Origin of the sequence: Sphingomonas sp. OTU376 (genome assembly GCF_038440415.1) — a bacterium.
Taxonomy (GTDB): domain Bacteria; phylum Pseudomonadota; class Alphaproteobacteria; order Sphingomonadales; family Sphingomonadaceae; genus Sphingomonas; species Sphingomonas kyeonggiensis_A.
Map to the genome: position 1 here is coordinate 1 of NZ_JASATQ010000020.1, position 17,074 is coordinate 17,074.

Below are 17,074 nucleotides of genomic sequence, written 5' to 3' on the forward strand. Positions count from 1 at the left end.
CTGGTATTTTTTTTGGGGGGGGGTTCCCAATTTTTGTCCCCGGGCAACCCCGGGGGCCCAGGATCACAAGCGGGACGGCAGAGAAACCCTGAGCCCCGGCGTGCGCCGGGGAGCAGTTTAGTGGAACTGGGCGGGCGTCCCTATAGCCGCGTCAGCGGCCTGCCTTCCGTGCCCAGGCACTGCCCCGAGCGCTTCGCGTCCATCGTCATCGTCACCGATACCTTGCCCGCAGCGCCCGGCTGCTGGGCGCTCTGGCTGTCGGTGGTGACGACCAGCTTGTACTTGTCGCGGGCATAGCTGCCCGACATCGCCATCGAGCGGGTGCCCATCTGGTCCGAGCAGCGCAGCATGCCGTCGATCCGGCCCTTGCCCATCGCGAAGCGTTCATAGCGGCAGGCCTGGTTCTCCTCGCCGACATAGAAGGCGCCCTTCTTCACGTCGTCGGCCGTCAGGCAGCTCGCGGCGACCTGGGGCTGGCGCATCTGCGCCTTGAGCTTGTCGACGAAACCCGCCGGCATGCCGGGGGCATCGACCTGGTTGAGGGTGATTTTCGTCTCCCAGCGGCCTGGCTGGGCGAAGTCGCTGCCGCCCGCGACCTTGCGGATCTGCGCGGCGACGACCGAGCCCGATTCATTGCGCAGATCGACGCTCGAACCCCAATCGCAGCCGGCCACAAGCAACAGGAAGGGTATCGCCGATCCCACCTGAAATCGCGTCATCCAACTCTCCCATTTCGCTCCGTTTTCTGGCTTCCGGAGGCTGCTTGTTTGATGCAGACCATCGCCTGCCGGCAGAACAGATCAAGCTGGTACCCGTCACAGGGTTCGGGAGAGAGGCATGGCGATCGAACGCGACCAGGCGTGGGCCGAAACCACGCTGCTGATCGAGGAAGTGCGCGAAGCGGGGCTGGCGATCGGCCTGCCGTTCGTCGCGGCACAGGGCGACATCGCCGATCCCGAGCCGATGCGCGACGCCGACGGGCGGCCCTATGCCGAGACGCATTTCCAGTGGCTCGATCCCTCGGACCAATATTGGCACAATCGCCGGCTCGCGCTGCACGCGCCCTTCCTGCAGGTGGCGCGGGTGATGGCCGAGCCCTGCTTCTATGCCGAGGGAAAGCTCGGCACCTGGCGGACCAGCGCGCTGCTCGATTCGATCGATTGCCGGCAGGTGACCGCGACCACGGGCATCGCGGCGGCGATCATCGCGCCGGTGCACCTGCCGCGCGCGATCGTCGGCGCGGTGGTGTGGGCCGGGCGCGAGGGCGACGCGATCGAGCAGAAATTCGCGAAACATGCGGTGCGGCTGCAGGGGCTGGCGCTCAAGCTGGTGGCGAGCCATGCCGAAGCCTCGTCGCGGCTGCGCGCGGCATCGGGGCCGATGGTGCTGACCCGGCGCGAGGTCCAGTGCCTGCGCTGGGCAGCGGCAGGCAAGACCGATGGCGAGATCGGCATCATCCTGTCGCTGTCGACCTCGACGGTGCGGTTCCACCTGCGCAATGCGGGGGGCAAGCTGGGCAGCACCGGACGGGCGCAGGCGATCCAGATCGCGGCGGGGCTGGGATTTGTGAGCGCGCGGTAGGTTTTTTCCCTTTCATTACTCCCCTCCCTGAAAGGGAGGGGTCGGGGGTGGGTTGCGACCCCGGCGAAGGCCGGGGGAGCTCAGCCAGCCGGTGGGAAAAAAGAAAAGACCGGGCATCGAGCTCGCTCTTTTCTAACCCACCCCTAGCCCCTCCCTTGCAGGGAGGGGAATATTGCATGCTCCCCCGCCCTAGCACTTCTCGCAGTTGCCGCATCCGCCTGCTTCGCCAAGGCTTTACCGGTGGAGGACCGGTAGTGAATTTCGAGCTTTCCGAAGAACAGGCGATGCTGCGCGACATGCTGCGGCGCTATCTGCGCGAGCAATATGACTTCGAGACGCGGCGGGCGCGGGTGAGCGTGGGGCGTGGGCAGGATGCGGCGCTGTGGCGAGCGCTGGCGGAACTGGGCATCCTCGGCGTGCTGCTGCCCGAGGCGACCGGCGGCATGGGCGGCGGGCCGATCGAGACGATGCTGGTTTCCGAGCTGCTCGGCGAGGCACTGGTCGCGGAGCCGTTCCTGGAGACAGTGGTGATCGGCGCGGCGCTGCTGGCGGGCGGCGGGACGCGGGCCGAGGACTTGCTGGCGGAGATCGCCGGTGGTGCGGTGCGGATCGCGTCGTCGCTGGAGCCCGCGATGCTCGCGGCCGAGCCGGCACCGGGCGGCTGGCATCTGCGCGGTCGACTGTCCGTGGTGGTCGGTGCGCCGGGCGCGAGCCACCTGGTCGTGGCGGCGCGAACTTCGGGAGACGGGCCTTCGCTGTTCCTGCTTGAGGCCGGGGCGCCGGGGGTGGCCATCCAAGGCTATCAGCTGATCGACGACCGGCCAGCCGGGGATGTCGCGATCGACGCGCATCTTCCTGCGGATGCGCTGCTTGGCGCGCCAGGTGCGGCGGGTCCGGCGATCGAGGCGGTGCTCGATGCGGCGCGGGCTGCCTTGTGCGCGGAGGCGGTGGGCGTGCTGCGGCGCATGCTCGACGACACGGTGGAGTTCGCCAGGCAGCGGCGGCAGTTCGGCCAGCCTTTGGCGAGCTTCCAGGCGCTGCAGCACCGGATGGTCGACATGTTCCTGGCACTGGAACAGGCCGTGTCGGCGAGCCATCTCGCGACGCTCAACCTGGGCGCGCCGCCCGAGGCACGGGCGCGCGCGGTTGCGGCAGCCAAGGCGACGATCGGCAAGGCGGCGCGCTTCATCGGCGAGAATGCGGTGCAGCTCCACGGCGCGATGGGCATGACCGACGAGCTGGCGGTCGGCCATTATTTCAAGCGGGCGACGGTGATCGCGCAGAGCTTCGGCAGCACCGATGCGCAGGTGGCGCGCTATGCGGCGCTGATGCGGGCGGCCGCGTAAGTCGTAGCAATATTCTGTTCCCCGGCGAAGGCCGGGGAACAGCTATGGCAAGCAGCTCGCCCTGGACATCACAACCCCAGCACCGCCTTGGCCAGGATGTTGCGCTGGATCTCGTTCGAACCTGCATAGATCGAACCCGCGCGCTCGTTGAGGTAGCGCAGCGGAGCGAGCGCCTGCCAGGGGGCGCCGGTGGCGTAGCCGTCGGCCGGCGGGGTGTAGGCGGGGATCGCGCCGCCGGGCATCACGACATGCGGCTGATAGGCGAGGCCCTGGGCGCCCGCCGCCTCGAGGTGGAGCGCGGCCAGGTCCTGCGCCAGCTCGGTGCCGAGGATCTTCATCATCGAGGCGAGCGCGCCGACGCTGGCGCCTTCGCTGGCCGAGAGCAGGCGCAGCTCCATCATCTCGAGCACATCAATGCGGATGCGCAGCTCGGCGAGGCGGGTGGCGAGGACGGGGGCGTTCAGGCGGTCGCCCGCCGCGGCCTCGATCTCGCTGACGCGGACCTGCAGCGCCGGGGCGTAGGAGCCGCCGCGCTCGAATTCGAGCAGATATTTGGCGACCGACCAGCCGGCATCGACTTCGCCGAGCACATTGGCGCGCGGGGCGCGGACAGCGTCGAAGAACACCTGGTTCTGCACATGCTCGCCCGAGGTCATCAGGATCGGGCGGACCTCGATGCCGGGCAGGTCCATCGGGACGAGCAGGAAGGTGATGCCCTGTTGCGGGCGACCCTGTTTCGACGTGCGGACGAGGCAGAAGATCCAGTTCGCCTCGGTGGCGTGGGTGGTCCAGATCTTCGAGCCGTCGAGGATGAAGTCGTCGCCGTCCGGCTCGGCGCGCATCTGGAGCGAGGCGAGGTCGGAGCCGGCGCCGGGCTCGGAATAGCCCTGGCAGAAGAACACCTCGCCGGTGAGGATGCGGGGGAGGAACCAGGCCTTCTGCTCGGGGGTGCCGAAACGGATGATGACATGGGCGACCATGTGGATGCCCATCGGCGAGAGCGAAGGGGCGCCGGCCGCGATGCGCTCGCGGTTGAAGATATAGTGCTGGGCGACGCTCCAGTCGCAGCCGCCATGCTCGACCGGCCAGTGCGGCGCGGCCCAGCCGCGGGCGTGGAGGATGCGCTGCCAGGCCATGCTGGCTTCGTGATCCGGGTAGACGCTGGTGGCGAGCGTGCCGGCGCGGCGGATCTCGGGGGTGAGCTTGTCGGCGAGGAAGGCGCGCACTTCGTCGCGGAAGGCGAGCTCGGCCTGGGTCCAGTCCATGTCCATGCGTGGGCTCCTTCAGGCGGGAACGGGTTCGGGGGCGAGCATCGCGGCGAGGCGGCGGGCGATGATCGCCTCGGCCTCCTCGACGATGCGCTCGACCAGTTCGCGGACGGTGGGAACGTCGTGGATCAGGCCCTGGACCATGCCGGCGGTCCAGATGCCGTGGTCGATGTCGCCGGACACCAGCCCCTCGCGGCCGCGGGCGCCCTTCACCAGGGCGGCGACATCCTCGAACGGGCGGCCCTCGCGCTCGATCGCGACGACCTGCTCGGCGATGCGGTTGCGGGCGACGCGGGCGCTGTTGCGGTAGGAACGGAAGATCAGCTCGGTCGCGCGTTCGTCGTTTGCGACCATCGCCGCCTTGAAATTGTCGTGGATCGGCGCCTCGCGGGTCGCGCAGAAGCGGGTGCCCATGTTGATGCCGTCGGCGCCGAGCGCCAGCGCCGCCGCCAGTCCGCGACCGTCGCCGAAGCCGCCGCTGGCGAGGATCGGGACCTTCACCCTGTCGGCGGCGGCCGGGATCAGGATCAGGCCGGGGATGTCGTCCTCGCCCGGATGGCCGGCGCATTCGAAGCCGTCGATCGAGATCGCGTCGACCCCCATCCGCTCGGCGGAGAGCGCGTGACGGACGGCGGTGCATTTGTGGATGACCTTGATGCCGGCGGCCTTGAAATCTTCGACATGCTCCTGCGGCTTGTAGCCGGCGGTCTCGACGATCCCGATGCCGCTCTCGATGATCGCGCGACGATATTCGGCATAGGGCGGCGGGTTGATCGAGGGGAGGATCGTCAGATTCACCCCGAAGACCTTGTCGGTGCGTTCGCGAACGCGGGCGATCTCCTTGGTGAGCGCCTCGGGCGTCGGCTGGGTGAGCGCGGTGAGGAAGCCGAGCGCGCCGGCCTCGGCGACAGGGGCGACGAGATCGGCGGTGCCGACCCACATCATCCCGCCCTGCACGATCGGATGCTCGACGCCGAAAGCCTCGGTGAAACGGGTGCGGATCATGGATTCTCCTCCTTAGAGCGACTGGCCGTCATCGACGGTGACCACCGATCCGGTGACGAAGCGGCTCGCCGGGCCGCAGAGATACGCGACCGCTCCGTCGAGCGCGTCGCCGTCCATCAGCCGGCGGCGGGGCCATTTGGCGATCTGCCTGTGGCCAGCCTCGGTGCCGAACCAGTCGGCGTTGAGATCGGTCTCGATATAGCCGGGGCACAGGATGTTGAGGTTGACGCCCTTGTTCGCCCAGTCGCGCGCCAGCACCCGGCCGAGCTGGAGCACCGCGGCCTTGGAGGCGCTGTATGTCGCGAGCCCGGGCGAGACCGATTGCGCGGTGATCGACGATACGATCAGCACGCGCCCATCCGCCCTGGCCGCGATCATCCGGCGCGCGCCTTCGCGGACGGTGAGGAACACCCCGCGGACATTGACCGCCAGTACCTGGTCGAACGCCGCGACGTCGAGATCGAGCGCGGGGCCTTCCATGTTCATGCCGGCATTGGCGATGACCGTATCGACGGTGCCGAACGCGGCTTCGGCAGCGTCATAACCGGCCTGGACCGAGGCTTCGTCGGTGACGTCCATCGCCACGCCGATCGCCTCCCCGCCCCCGGCGACAATCGAGTCGCGCAATTCGGCGAGCAGCGATTCGCGGCGGGCAGCGAGCACCAGCCGAGCACCACGCGATGCCAGGAGGCGGGCGAACCGCGCGCCCAGCCCGGAGGACGCGCCCGTCACCAGCGCCACGCGCCCCGCAAGATCGCGTTCCCCGTTGCCCACGCCCATCCACTCCGCTAGTTGTTTCTCGATTTAATTAGCCGAATAAATGCGAAAGAAACAAAGCGCGAGAGGAAATTTAGTCATGCAGATAAATTCGGTCGCCCAGCTCGATGTGGCGGGCGGTATCGCGACGCTCACGCTCGATTCCCCGCCCGTGAACGCGCTGTCCGCTGCGGTGCGCGACGGACTCGACCAGGGCTTCCGTGCCGCGATCGAGAATGAAGCGGTGCAGGGCATCGTGCTGATTTGCGCCGGGCGCACCTTCATCGCGGGTGCCGATATCAGCGAATTCGACAAGGCGCCGACAGGCGCACCGCTGCACGACGTGCTCGCACTGATCGAGGGATCGCCCAAGCCGGTGGTCGCGGCGATCCACGGCACCGCGCTGGGCGGCGGGCTGGAGACGGCCCTGGTGTGCGACTACCGGGTCGCCACCCCTTCCGCGAAGCTCGGTCTGCCCGAAGTCGCGCTCGGCCTGCTGCCCGGCGCCGGCGGCACCCAGCGGCTGCCACGCGTGGTGGGCGCCGAGGCGGCGCTGGAGATGATGGCGATCGGCAAGCCGGTACGCGCAACGGATGCGCTGGCGATGGCGCTGGTCGATACGATCACCGGCGAGGAGACGCTGCACGCCGATGCGGTGGCGTTCCTCAAGGGCAAGCTCGACACCCCGCGCACTCGCATCCGCGACCGTACCGACAGGATCGCCGGGCAGGATCCCGCGCTGTTCGATGCCTTCCGCGCGAAGCATGCCCGCGCCTTCAAGGGCTTCAAGGCACCGGAGAACATCATCAAGGCGGTCGAGGCGGCGGTCGCCCTGCCCTTCGATGCGGGCATGAAGCGCGAGGCGGAATTGTTCTGGGAGCTGTTCCGCAGCCGCGAATCCGCCGCGCAGCGATACTTCTTCTTCGCCGAGCGCCAGACCGCCAAGGTGCCCGACCTGGCCGCAGACCTGCCCGAGATCCCGGTCAAGCGCGCCGGCGTGATCGGCGCGGGCACGATGGGCGGCGGCATCGCGATGAACTTCCTCAATGTCGGGCTGCCGGTGACGATCGTCGAGCAGGCGCAGGACGCGCTCGATCGCGGCGTGGCGACGATCCGGCGCAACTATCAGGTCACGGTCGACAAGGGACGGATGACCGCCGAGCAGCTCGAGCAGCGCATGGCCCTGCTCACCCCCAGCCTGGAGTTCGAAGCGCTGGGCGAAGTCGACCTGATGATCGAGGCGGTGTTCGAGAAGCTGTCGCTCAAGCAGGAGATCTTCGCGCGGCTCGACAAGGTGGCGAAGCCGGGCGCGATCCTGGCAACCAACACCTCCTTCCTCGATGTCGATGCGATCGCCGCCGCGACCGGGCGGCCCGAAAGCGTGGTCGGCATGCACTTCTTCTCGCCGGCGAACGTGATGAAGCTACTGGAGGTGGTGCGCGGTGCCGAGACCGATCCGCAGGTGGTCGCCGCCGCGATGGCGATCGGCCGCAGGATCGGCAAGGTCGCGGTGTTGAGCCGGGTGTGCGACGGCTTCATCGCCAACCGGATAATGGCGCCGCGCATGGCCGCCGCCCAGGCGCTGATCCTCGAAGGACCTGCCCCTTGGGAGATCGATCGGGTGATGCTCGACTATGGCTTCCCGATGGGGCCGTTCGCGATGCTCGACCTGGTCGGGCTCGACGTGATCGGCTGGGATGCGGCGACGAGCAGCTCTTCGAGCGTCGTGGAAGTGCTGTGCGAGATGGGCCGCTGGGGGCAGAAGAAAGGCGGCGGCTATTATGATTACGACGAGAAGCGCCGCGCCGCGCCCTCGCCGATCGCCGAGCAGGTGATCCGCGACTTCGCGGCGAAGACCGGCGTGGCGCAGCGCCGGTTCAGCGACGAGGAGATCGTCGCGCGGCTGCTCTATCCGGTGGTCAATGAAGGCGCGAGGATCCTGGAGGAAGGCGTGGCAATCCGCGCCTCCGACGTCGATGTCGCTTTGGTCTACGGCTATGGCTGGCCGGTGTTCACCGGCGGGCCGCTGTTCTGGGCGGACGGCGTGGGGCTGGCCAAGATCGCCGATGCGCTGGAGGAAATGGGGCATACCCCCTCCCCGCTGCTGCGCGCGCTTGCGGAGCAGGGCAAGCCGATCCACCAATATCGCAGCGTGGCGCCGGTGGGGCGTGTGGCTGAGGTGGCTTAGGGTAATTTCGTCGTCATGCCCGCGAAGGCGGGGATGACGGGATGTTCGGGGATGACCGCAGTCATTCAATGGCCGAGGGAACCCGTAGCGCTTGCGAGAGGGGCTGACTGAAGGTTGAACAGCCTGACAAAAACATAAGGGAGACGGGATGTGCTGAACACCAACGGGCGCACCGCCTATGACGAGCAACAGGCGCTGTTTCGCGATCAGGTGCGCAGGTTCTTCGACGCCAAGCTGACGCCGAACCTGGAGCGCTGGGAGGAGGAGGGCATCGTCGATCGCCAGTTCTGGCGCGATTGCGGCGAGGCCGGGCTGCTCTGCCCGACCATGCCCGTGGAATATGGCGGGCTGGGCCTCGACTTCGGCTATAACGCCGTGATCGGCGAGGAACTGGCCTGGTCGGGCTCGTCGGCGGGCATCACGCTGCAATCGGATATCGTTGCCGACTATATTCTCCATTACGGATCGGAGGAGCAGAAGCAGCAATGGCTGCCGGGGATGATCTCGGGCGAGGTCGTCACCGCGATCGCGATGACCGAGCCGGGCGCGGGATCGGACCTGCAAGGCGTTAAGACCACTGCGCGCAAGGACGGCAACCATTATGTCGTCAACGGCTCCAAGACCTATATCACCAATGGCCAGAACGCCGACCTGATCATCGTCGTCGCCAAGACCGATCCCGAGGCGGGAGCGAAGGGCATTTCGCTGATCCTGGTCGAGGCCAGCCGCGAGGGGTTTGCGCGCGGGCGCAACCTCGACAAGATCGGCCAGCATTCGGCCGACACGTCCGAGCTGTTCTTCAACGATGTCCGGGTGCCGATCACCAATTGCCTGGGCGAGGAAGGGCGCGGCTTCGCGTACCTTATGAACCAGCTGCCCCAGGAGCGGCTGTCGATCGCGGTGGGCGCACAGGCGGCGGCGCAGCGCGCGTTCGACGAGGCGCTGGCCTTCGTCAAGGATCGCAAGGCGTTCGGCAGGACCGTGTTCGATTTCCAGAACACGCGCTTCGTGCTGGCCGACCTGGCGAGCAAGCTGCAGGTCGGCTGGGCGCATCTCGACTGGGCGATCCGGCGGCACGTCGCCGGCGAGCTGACCGCGGTGGAGGCTTCCGCGGCGAAGCTGTGGCACACCGATCTGCAGGGCGAGGTGTGCGACGCGGCGCTGCAGCTGCATGGCGGTGCCGGCTATATGAACGAGTATCCGATCGCGCGGCTCTGGCGCGATGCCCGGGTGTCGCGGATCTATGGCGGGACGAACGAGATCATGAAGGAAGTGATCGGGCGGTCGCTTTGATCGTCGTCACCCTGGGCCTGAGCCGGAGTCCCGCTATCCTTGTGGTTGCGGGAAGAAGCGGGACCCCGGCTCAAGGCCGGGGTGACGGAGGTTCGAAAGGGCAACCATGAACGTCAGCGAAGCCGTCGCTACCCGCCGTTCGGTGCGGGCGTTTCTCGACAAGCCGGTCGATCTCGACCTGCTGCGCGATCTGATCGAACGCGCCGGGCGGGCGCCTTCGGGTGGCAATCTCCAGCCCTGGCATGTCCATGTCGTATCGGGTGGCGCGATGGACCGGCTCAAGGCGATCATGCGCGCACGGCTGGCCGAGGCGCCGTTCGGCGATCCGCCCGACTATGCCGTCTACCCCTCCCCGCTCGGCGAACCCTATCGCAGCCGCCGCTTCCAGGTGGGCGAGGCGATGTATGCGGGCCTGGGCATTCCGCGCGAGGACAAGCCGGCGCGGCTGCGCTGGTTCGCCGGCAACTGGCAGTTCTTCGGCGCGCCGGTGGGGTTGTTCTGCACCCTCCGCCGCGATCACGGGCCGCCGCAATGGTCCGATTGCGGGATGTTCCTGCAGACGCTGATGCTGCTCCTGCGCGAAGCCGGGGTCGACAGCTGCGCGCAGGAGGCCTGGTCGGCGTATCATGCGACGGTGCGCGATTTCCTGGGCCTGCCCGAAGAGCAGATGTTGTTCACCGGCATGGCGATCGGCTTTCGCGATCCGGATTCGCCGCTCAACCAGTTTCCGGTCGAACGCGCGCCGCTCGATGAATGGGCGCGCTTTCACGATTGAGGCGCGGCTGCTGATTGGGCAGTTCCCCGGCGAAGGCCGGGGAACAGAGAGAGGAATGCCGACTCGGAATCGACCGACGGCACCGATCCGGATCGAAAAACCCGCCATCGCCTGCAATTCCACACCCCTTCCGGGGCGATGCTGCACCGCATCCTGTCGCAGCCGGGCAACAGTTTGCATCAATCCGAATTTGGAACCGCTTCCAATCGACATGGTCCAATTGACAGACGGAAAACCGATGATAGCGATAACATCAGGGAGGCACTTCGCTCGCCCGAAATAAATAAAAAGTCGCGCCCGGAAAGTGGCGCTTAGAGGAGGGGTTATGACTAGCTTCAAGCGCACACCTATACTTGCGCGTTCTGCATCCATCTTCGCCATGGCCGCCGGCCTTGCCATGCCCAGCTTCGCCCATGCGCAGGCCGACAACGCTGTCAGCGCGGCGCAGACCGCGGACACCGGCGGCCAGGACGCCCAGGATGACGGCGCGATCGTCGTCACCGGCATCCGCGCCAGCCTCGAGCGCTCGATCCAGATCAAGCGCGAGGCGCCGGGCATCGTCGACGCGATCTCGGCCGAGGACATCGGCAAGTTCCCCGACACCAACCTGGCGGAATCGCTGCAACGCATCCCGGGTGTGTCGATCAACCGCACCAACGGCGAAGGCTCGCAGGTCACCGTCCGCGGCTTCGGCCCGACCTACAACATGGTGACGCTGAACGGCCGCCAGCTGGCGACGGCGGCGGTCTCGGTGGTCGGCGGCGACCAGAATGCCGACGGCGCGCAGGGCACCTCGCGCTCGTTCGACTTCTCGAACCTGGCGACCGAAGGCGTGCGCACGCTGGAGGTCTACAAGACCGGCCGCGCGGCGGTTCCCTCGGGCGGCATCGGCGCGACGATCAACGTCGTCTCGCGCAAGCCGCTCGACGACAACAAGAGCGGCCTCAACGGCAGCATCGGCGCCAAGGCGGTCTATGACACCAGCGTCAACGACTGCATCGACTGCGGCTCGAAGGTCACTCCGGAGTTCTCGGGCGTGGTCAGCTGGAGCGATCCGGACCAGCGCTTCGGCGTGATGCTGTTCGGCAGCTACCAGAAGCGCAACTACACTTCGATCGCGGCGACCTCGAACGACTGGAACATCGTTCCGTACAGCACCTTCCTGACCGGCGGCTTCGCCCGCTCGGGCGGCGCCTGCCCGGCCGGCACTACGACGCCGACGCCGACCTGCACCGTGGTCAACAACGCGCCGACCAACCCCAACCAGCTGGTCGCGATCCCGAACGACAGCCGCTACCACTATGCCGAGGGCACGCGCGAGCGCATCAACGGCCAGGCGGTCGTCCAGTTCAGGCCGACCGACGCGCTGACGATCACCGCCGACGCGCTCTATGCGCAGAACAAGCAGAAGGAGACGCGTTCGGACCTCTCCAACTGGTTCAGCCGCCCGTTCGACGTGGTGACCTTCGACGGCAACACCACCGTCGCCACCGCGCAGTATCTGCACGAGACGATCAACGGCCAGAAGGACGAAGGCTTCGAGGCCCAGTCGCGCGCGCAGAAGGGCAAGCTGGAGGATTACGGCCTCAACCTCGAATGGCAGTTCGCCAGCAATTTCGGGCTGAAGCTGGACGGCCATATCTCGACCTCGTCGAGCACGCCGGACAATCCCAACGGCGTCAGCTCGACGCTGGTCGGCATGGGCGCCAACGTCGTCGCGTCGCACTCGGTCGACTATTCGAGCGGCATTCCGCGCCAGGACATCACCTTCGGTGCCGCGGGCCCGCTCGACGTGAATGACGTCGGCTCGCAGGTCGGCCGCACCTATCGCTCGACGCAGCAGCAGAAGGTGAAGGAACTGCGCGCCGACTTCGGCTGGGACCTGGGCGAGGAGAGCCGCTTCGACTTCGGCGGCAACTATCGCACCACCGACATGCACCAGACCTTCCGCGCCACGCAGCAGACGCTGGGCGACTGGGGCATCAACAACCCGGGCGACGTGCAGGCGCGCGCGCCGGGCGCGCTCCAGGCTTTCTGCCTCGAGTGCAAGTTCCACAAGTTCAACCCCGGCGGCGATCCGGAATCGCAGGTGGCCTTCCGCGGCGTGGCCTCGGACATCTACTCGATCCTGTCGCCCTATTATGCGAGCCAGGGCAAGGCCGTGGGCGTCACCAGCAGCCAGGACAACCGGGTCAAGGAAGAGATCTGGGCGGCCTATGGCCAGCTGACCTGGAAGGGTGAGCTGGGCGGTGCGCCGGCACGCCTCGTCGCGGGCGTCCGCTACGAGCACACCAAGTCGACCACGACGTCGCTCGAAGCCATCCCGGCGGGCATCGCCTGGGTGTCGGACAACGACTTCACCGTGTCGATCTCGAACCAGACCCAGTTCGTCACCGATGGCGGCAGCTACAGCAACCTGCTGCCGCAGGTCGACTTCCAGGTCGAGTTCGCCAAGAACCTGATCGGCCGCCTGTCGTACAGCAAGACGATCGCCCGGCCGAACTACAACAACCTCTACACGGCGACCACGGTGGGCGGCCCGCCGCGCCCGATCAACAATGGCGGCATCGCCACCGCCTCGGTCGGCAACGCCCGGCTGCGTCCGCTGGAATCGGATAACTTCGACGCGTCGCTGGAATGGTATTTCAAGCCGGACAGCTACATCTCGGTCGCGTTCTTCGACAAGCGCGTGCGCAACTTCATCGGCAACGGCCAGTTCACCTCCTCGCTGTTCGGGCTTCGCGACCCGAGCTCGGGCGCGGCGGGCAGCCGTTCGGGCTCGGCCAAGGCCGCGCTTGGCGGTCTCGGCGCCGATGTCAGCGACGTGAACCTGTTCGTCATGTCGGCGCTGATCCAGGCAACGGGATCGGTGGCGGCCGCGACCGCGCAGTTCAACGCCAACTACAACCCGGCGACGCGCTCGCTCGACGACAATTTCGTCAAGACGATCAACAACACCTATGACCTGAACGGCATCGCCAGCGATCCGCTCTACCAGTTCCAGGTGACGCAGCCGATCAACAACAAGGACGCCGAGATCTACGGCGTCGAGCTCGCCGGCCAGTATTTCCTCGGCTCGACGGGCTTCGGCATCGCGGCAGCCTATACGCTGGTGCGCGGCGACGTGGGCTTCAACATCGGGGCCGATCCCTCGCAGGATCAGTTCGCGCTGCTCGGCCTGTCGGATACGTTCAGCGGCACGCTGATCTATGAAAAGCACGGCCTCTCGGCCCGCGTGGCCTATAACTGGCGCGACAAGTTCCTCTCGGGGATCAACCGCCAGGGCTCGCGCAACCCCGAGTTCACCGCGCCGTTCGGCCAGCTCGATGCCACGATCAGCTACGAGTTCACGCCGAACATCGCGCTGACGCTCGAGGGCATCAACCTGACCGAGACCTCGGTGCGGACCTATGCCCGCAACGAGAAGCAGCTCTGGTTCGCGCAGGAACTCGACCGGCGCTTCCTGCTCGGTGCCCGCTTCAAGTTCTGATCGGACACGACGTTAAGAGGGGGAACTGGGGCTGCCGCCATGTGCGGCGGCCCCTTTCTCTCTGATTGAGACCGGCTGCGCTTTGCGCCATGCTGGCCGCCAACAAGCTGGATTTCCCGATGTCCCGACCGGTCGCGCTCGACAATGTCGCCCATGCCGATCTCCGCGTCGCGCTCCGCCACGGCGCCGCTTATGGCGAGGCGGTCAACCGGGCGCTCGTCTTCCCCACCGAATTCGGCGAAGCGCAGCGTGACTTCCCGATCCTGTTCCAGCGCGATCCCGCCGAAGGGCTGCAGGCCGTCGCCCTGCTCGGGCTCGACCGCGACGAGAATCTGTTCCTCGACGGCGCGCGCTGGACCAGCCGCCATATCCCGCTGATCCTGCAGCGTGGCCCCTTCCTGATCGGGCTCAACGCCGATGGCGGCGCGCCGGTGATCCAGATCGACCTGGACGATCCGCGCGTGAATGCCGCGGACGGCGAGCCGCTGTTCCTGCCCCAGGGCGGGCAGAGCCGCATGCTCGACCATCTCGGCCGGGTGCTCGGCGCGATCCATGTCGGCATGGCCGATGCCGGGCCGATGTACGCCGCCTTCGACGCGCTGGGACTGATCCAGCCGGTCGCGCTCGAGCTGATGCTCGACGAGGAACGGCGCTATGTGATCTCGGACCATGAAGTCCTCTCCGCCGAGAAGCTCGCCGCGCTGGGCCCCGATGCGCTCGACCAGCTCAACCGCGCCGGGCATCTCGGTGCGGCTTTCCTGCTCGCCGCCTCGCTCGGCAACATTTCGAGCCTGATCGAGCGCAAGAACGCACTGGGCGGGGCGTGAACGTCCTCGCCGCCAGCGCGCCGAGGGTCCGCGAGCGGACCGGTATCGCGCTGGACGCCATTCCCTATGCCGAACTGCTGGCGGCGCAGGCGCCGACCATCCTGCGCGGCATCGCGAGGGACTGGCCCCTGGTCGCCGCCGCACGCAAGTCCGACGAAGCCGCGATCGCCTATGTCGAGCACTTCGATTCCGGCCAGCCGGTGGTGGGCTTCACGGGCGCGCCCGAGATCGGCGGACGCTTCCATTACAATGCCGGGCTGACCGGCTTCAATTTCGAGGGCGCCCGGATCGGCATGGCCGATTTCCTGGAGCGGATCCGCGCGCAACTGGACGCGCCCTCCCCCGCCAGCTTCTATATCGGCTCGACCGACCTCGACCGGTACCTGCCCGGATTCCGCGCCGAGAACGACCTGCCGCTGGACGATCCGATGTTCGCGCATGGCGTGCTCGCGAGCATCTGGATCGGCACGCGGACCACCGCCCATGCGCATCACGACATGTCGCACAACATGGCGATCTGCGCCGCGGGCAAGCGCCGCTTCACCCTGTTCCCGCCCGAGCAGATCGCCAATCTCTATCCCGGCCCGCTGGAGCCGACGCCCGGCGGGCAGGTGATCTCGATGGTCGACTTCGCCGATCCGGACTTCGCCGCGCATCCGCGCTTCCGCGACGCGATGGCCAGTGCGCAGGTGGCCGAGCTGGAGCCGGGCGACCTGCTCTTCTACCCGGCGCTATGGTGGCATCATGTCGAGGCGCTCGGGCGCTTCAACATCCTGGTCAATTACTGGTGGAACGAGGCGCCGGCATTCCTCGACACGCCGCAGACCACGCTGCTCCACGCCATGCTGAGCCTGCGCGACCGTCCGGATGCCGAGAAGGCCGCGTGGAAGGCGATGTTCGACTATTATGTCTTCGGGCCCGCTGGCCAGGCCGCGGCGCATCTGCCGGCGCATGCGCAGGGCCCGCTCGCGCCGATCGATGCGACATCGGCGCGGCGGCTGCGCGCCCAATTGATCAACAAGCTCAATCGCTAGGGGGACGAGATGGACCAGGCACCGGTGCGGCGCGTCGTTATCGCGGGTGGCGGCACCGCAGGCTGGATCGCCGCGGCGGCGCTCGCCAAGCTGCTCGGGCCGCTGCTCGAGATCACGCTGGTGGAAAGCGACGAGATCGGCACGATCGGCGTCGGCGAAAGCACCATCCCGACCGCCCGCACCTTCCACGACCTGCTCGGCATCGACGAGAAGGCGTTCCTGCGCGATACGCTCTCCACCTTCAAGCTGGGCATATTGTTCGAGGACTGGGCGCGCGAAGGCGATCGCTACATCCACAGCTTCGGCCAGCTCGGCAAATCGAACTGGATGGGCGACTTCCACCATTTCTGGCTGCATGCGCGCGAGGAAGGCTGGGGTGGCGAGCTGGGCGACTATTGCTTCGAGCTGCAGGCGGCCAAGGCTGAGCGCTTCGCCATCCCCGACCAGGGGCATATCAACTATGCCTATCACCTCGATGCCGGGCTCTATGCGCGCTTCCTGCGCAAGTTCGCCGAGCCGCTGGGGGTGGAGCGGATCGAGGGCAAGATCGAGACGGTCGAGCAGCATCCCGAAACCGGCTTCGTCACCGCGCTCAAGCTTGCCTCCGGCGATCGGATCGAAGGCGACCTGTTCATCGACTGCACCGGCTTTCGCGGGCTGCTGATCGAGCAGGCGCTGCATGCCGGCTATGAGGACTGGGGCCGTTGGCTGCCCACCGACAGCGCGCTCGCGGTGCAGACCGCCTCGGTCGGCCCGGCGGTTCCCTATACCCGCGCGACCGCGCACCAGGCGGGATGGCAATGGCGCATCCCGCTGCAGCACCGGGTGGGCAATGGGCTGGTCTATGCGAAGGACTTTCTCGACGACGAGACCGCCCGCGCGCTGCTCGATGCGCGGATCGAAGGCGAGAAGCTGATCGAGCCGCGGCTGATCCGCTTCAAGGCCGGGCGCCGGCGCAAGGTGTGGGACAAGAATGTCGTGGCGCTCGGCCTGGCCAGCGGCTTTGTCGAGCCGCTGGAATCGACCAGCATCCACCTGATCATGATCGCGATCACCCGGCTGGTACAGCTCTTCCCGTTCGGCGGGGTGAGCGAAGGCGTCGCGGAGCGGTTCAACGCATTGAGCCGCACCGAGATCGAGCGGATCCGCGACTTCATCATCCTCCATTACCGGCTGAACGAGCGCGCGGATGGCGGCTTCTGGGAACATTGCCGGACGATGGACATCCCGGACTCGCTCGAGGAGCGGATCGCGGCGTTCCGCGACGGGGCGATCGCCTGGCAGGCATCGGACGACCTGTTCCGTGTCGACAGCTGGGTGCAGGTGATGCTGGGCCAGCGGCTCGAGCCGCGAAGCCATCACCATATGGGCCGGATGATCGTGGAGGGCGAGCTGCAGGGGGCGCTCGGCAAGCTCAAGGCCGACATCACGCAGACGGTGGCGCAGATGCCGGCGCACCAGGCATTCCTCGAAAGGTTCGTTGCGGCATGAGCTGACGGGCGCATCGGCTG

General features: G+C 67.4%; 13 protein-coding genes. 9 read left to right on the forward strand and 4 right to left on the reverse strand.

Annotation, left to right across the window (positions count from 1 at the left end; genetic code table 11):
- Positions 1–140: 140 nt before the first annotated feature.
- Entirely contained in the window at positions 141–719 is a 579-nt protein-coding gene (locus AAHM44_RS10550) for a DUF3617 domain-containing protein (protein ID WP_342249937.1), read from the reverse strand.
- Positions 720–837: 118 nt separating this feature from the next.
- Here AAHM44_RS10550 and AAHM44_RS10555 point away from each other — a divergent pair, with 118 nt between their 5' ends.
- Both AAHM44_RS10555 and AAHM44_RS10560 read left to right on the forward strand, forming a co-directional pair.
- Positions 838–1,581 carry a helix-turn-helix transcriptional regulator gene (locus tag AAHM44_RS10555; protein WP_342249938.1) on the forward strand — a complete coding sequence of 248 codons (744 nt, stop codon included), beginning with the start codon at positions 838–840 and terminating at the stop codon, positions 1,579–1,581.
- Between the two features lie 254 nt (positions 1,582–1,835).
- Positions 1,836–2,927 (forward strand): acyl-CoA dehydrogenase family protein, encoded by a 1,092-nt coding sequence (locus tag AAHM44_RS10560; RefSeq protein WP_342249939.1) that lies wholly within the window; start codon positions 1,836–1,838, stop codon positions 2,925–2,927.
- Between the two features lie 68 nt (positions 2,928–2,995).
- Here AAHM44_RS10560 and AAHM44_RS10565 read toward each other — a convergent pair whose 3' ends face one another.
- From AAHM44_RS10565 to AAHM44_RS10575, 3 genes are read right to left on the reverse strand one after another with little or no spacing between them, the layout of a single operon-like run.
- The gene (locus tag AAHM44_RS10565) at positions 2,996–4,198 is read right to left on the reverse strand and encodes an acyl-CoA dehydrogenase family protein (RefSeq protein WP_342249940.1); all 1,203 of its coding nucleotides are present in this window, start codon (positions 4,196–4,198) and stop codon (positions 2,996–2,998) included.
- A gap of 12 nt (positions 4,199–4,210) precedes the next feature.
- Positions 4,211–5,200: an NAD(P)H-dependent flavin oxidoreductase gene (locus AAHM44_RS10570; RefSeq protein WP_342249941.1), complete on the reverse strand. Its 990-nt coding sequence runs from the start codon at positions 5,198–5,200 to the stop codon at positions 4,211–4,213.
- 12 nt (positions 5,201–5,212) lie between these two features.
- Entirely contained in the window at positions 5,213–5,974 is a 762-nt protein-coding gene (locus AAHM44_RS10575; RefSeq protein WP_342249942.1) for an SDR family NAD(P)-dependent oxidoreductase, read from the reverse strand.
- Between the two features lie 82 nt (positions 5,975–6,056).
- Here AAHM44_RS10575 and AAHM44_RS10580 point away from each other — a divergent pair, with 82 nt between their 5' ends.
- From AAHM44_RS10580 to AAHM44_RS10610, 7 genes are all read left to right on the forward strand, one after another.
- Positions 6,057–8,144, forward strand: coding sequence for a 3-hydroxyacyl-CoA dehydrogenase NAD-binding domain-containing protein (locus tag AAHM44_RS10580; protein WP_342249943.1), 2,088 nt, complete (start codon positions 6,057–6,059; stop codon positions 8,142–8,144).
- A 150-nt stretch (positions 8,145–8,294) separates the two neighbouring features.
- Positions 8,295–9,437, forward strand: coding sequence for an acyl-CoA dehydrogenase family protein (locus tag AAHM44_RS10585; RefSeq protein WP_269574198.1), 1,143 nt, complete (start codon positions 8,295–8,297; stop codon positions 9,435–9,437).
- A gap of 106 nt (positions 9,438–9,543) precedes the next feature.
- Positions 9,544–10,212 carry a nitroreductase gene (locus tag AAHM44_RS10590; RefSeq protein ID WP_342249944.1) on the forward strand — a complete coding sequence of 223 codons (669 nt, stop codon included), beginning with the start codon at positions 9,544–9,546 and terminating at the stop codon, positions 10,210–10,212.
- Positions 10,213–10,591: 379 nt separating this feature from the next.
- On the forward strand, positions 10,592–13,702 hold the full coding sequence (locus tag AAHM44_RS10595; RefSeq protein ID WP_342249945.1) for a TonB-dependent receptor: 3,111 nt from the start codon (positions 10,592–10,594) through the stop codon (positions 13,700–13,702).
- Positions 13,703–13,791: 89 nt separating this feature from the next.
- A complete protein-coding gene (locus AAHM44_RS10600; RefSeq protein WP_342249946.1) occupies positions 13,792–14,529 on the forward strand; it encodes a SapC family protein in 738 nt (245 codons plus the stop codon).
- Complete coding sequence (locus AAHM44_RS10605; protein ID WP_342249947.1) at positions 14,526–15,563, forward strand: cupin-like domain-containing protein; 1,038 nt, start codon at positions 14,526–14,528, stop codon at positions 15,561–15,563. Before AAHM44_RS10600 ends, AAHM44_RS10605 begins: the two co-directional genes overlap by 4 nt.
- 9 nt (positions 15,564–15,572) lie before the next feature.
- The gene (locus tag AAHM44_RS10610) at positions 15,573–17,054 is read left to right on the forward strand and encodes a tryptophan halogenase family protein (RefSeq protein ID WP_342249948.1); all 1,482 of its coding nucleotides are present in this window, start codon (positions 15,573–15,575) and stop codon (positions 17,052–17,054) included.
- The last annotated feature ends 20 nt before the right edge of the window (positions 17,055–17,074 follow it).